The organism is Bacillus sp. MYb209, from assembly GCF_002975175.1.
Classification (GTDB): Bacteria; Bacillota; Bacilli; order Bacillales; family Bacillaceae_G; genus Bacillus_A.
Genome location: NZ_PCNZ01000122.1, coordinates 1 through 1,469, shown reverse-complemented (window position 1 = coordinate 1,469; position 1,469 = coordinate 1). Strand labels below are relative to the sequence as shown.

The 1,469-nt window shown below is 29.6% G+C and carries 2 protein-coding genes; both read right to left on the bottom strand.

All coding sequences use genetic code 11. The features are described from left to right. Positions 1-363: 363 nt before the first annotated feature. Positions 364-840 carry a hypothetical protein gene (locus CQZ94_RS30700; protein WP_105588434.1) on the bottom strand — a complete coding sequence of 159 codons (477 nt, stop codon included), beginning with the start codon at positions 838-840 and terminating at the stop codon, positions 364-366. A gap of 94 nt (positions 841-934) precedes the next feature. Then, positions 935-1,201, bottom strand: a complete 267-nt coding sequence (locus CQZ94_RS30695) for a hypothetical protein (protein WP_105588433.1) — start codon at positions 1,199-1,201, stop codon at positions 935-937. Between the last annotated feature and the right edge of the window lie 268 nt (positions 1,202-1,469).

Below are 1,469 nucleotides of genomic sequence, written 5' to 3'. Positions count from 1 at the left end.
ATGTCTAAGTTTCAGAGATTAGTTACATAAATCTTATAGTTTTTGCACCAGAACCTTCTCAAAAGGTGAAAACAAAAAGACACCTTATTTAAGCGCTTTCTCAATATATAGGGGATAACTCTAACGTATAGATTAACATTTCTCGATGTTACTGCTATTCTATACTTGGAATCACCTAATATGCATGGATTTGACACTCCCAGCCCTAAAGGAGCAAGGAGTGTCAATCTAAAATATATTGGAATTAACAAAGAAAAAAAGATAATATTCTTGATACATTTTCGATTTGATTTTTCCATATAATATAAAGCAACATTAAAAATCACATGTTACTCTATTATTTTTTGCGTTTTAATGAGAAACCTATTCTACATCACCAATTGCTTGAATAGACTCAAGTCTAACATTAATTTTGTTCGGAAAACCTATAATATTACCAGTTGAATTACTTGTTATTTCTACATTTGGTCCAATAACAGTAACTAAATTTTGACTCACATTCATTATAATGCCTTTAATATGAATTCCTTCTAAAAACAATACAGTACGTAAATGAAGCAACTGATAGGCATATAAAAGTTCTCTAACCTCATTTGTTACCTCTGCAAAATTATTGCTAGAACTATTCACTACTGAATGAGAAGAAGAAGATCCCTTTAATTCTAAAGAGGTGTTAGGGGACATTTTTGATTTTAATAAAACATCAGAAGATTTTTCTGATTCTAATAAAGTATCAAAACTCCTTCTTGATTTAAATGGTGCGATAAGAGGAATCGGATTTATTTCAAACAATCTAAATTTACGTTTTCTATTATCGGAATTTAAACAAAATTGACACATCTATGCCCCCCCTATAATAAGTATGTATTATATAGTAAGCAGATTATATAAAAATGTACTGGGTATTTATAATACCCAGTACATTTTTAATTTATTATGCTCCTTGATCATCACTAACCGATAAAATGCTACTAATTGCAACACTAATTTGGTTTGGATTTTCAAGAGCTTCACCATTTGCATTACTTTCTACTTCAACGCCTTCCCCATTACCACGACGAAGAGTAACAAAATTTTCTCCAATTTGTGTAATAAGGCCTTCTACGTGAAATGATGGTAAAAATAATACAACTCTTGCCCCTACCAATTGAAATGCTTGCAACAGAGTTACAATTTCAGTATTATCTTGAAGTTCAGCCATTCTCTATCACCATCCTTTACTTCTAATTTTGACACCTAACAATGTAATGCTATTAAATTAACTTATTATTAGTTATCAAAACAAAATATGTTTAAGCATAATAATTGAAATAGACAAGTTGGCAAATATTTTTTTTAGTAATACGTTATTAGGATATGGTGCTTAAAAAACAATTCATAAAAAAGATCCTTATTAAATCACTTTCATATTTAAATAAAAAATCCACACTTAACTAGACTCATATACTCACACCATCCTCTCTAGACGA

Excerpts from the sequence above, each read along its gene's own strand:
- CQZ94_RS30700 (WP_105588434.1), bottom strand. The coding sequence starts at position 840 with ATGTGTCAATTTTGTTTAAATTCCGATAATAGAAAACGTAAATTTAGA.
- CQZ94_RS30695 (WP_105588433.1), bottom strand. The coding sequence starts at position 1,201 with ATGGCTGAACTTCAAGATAATACTGAAATTGTAACTCTGTTGCAAGCA.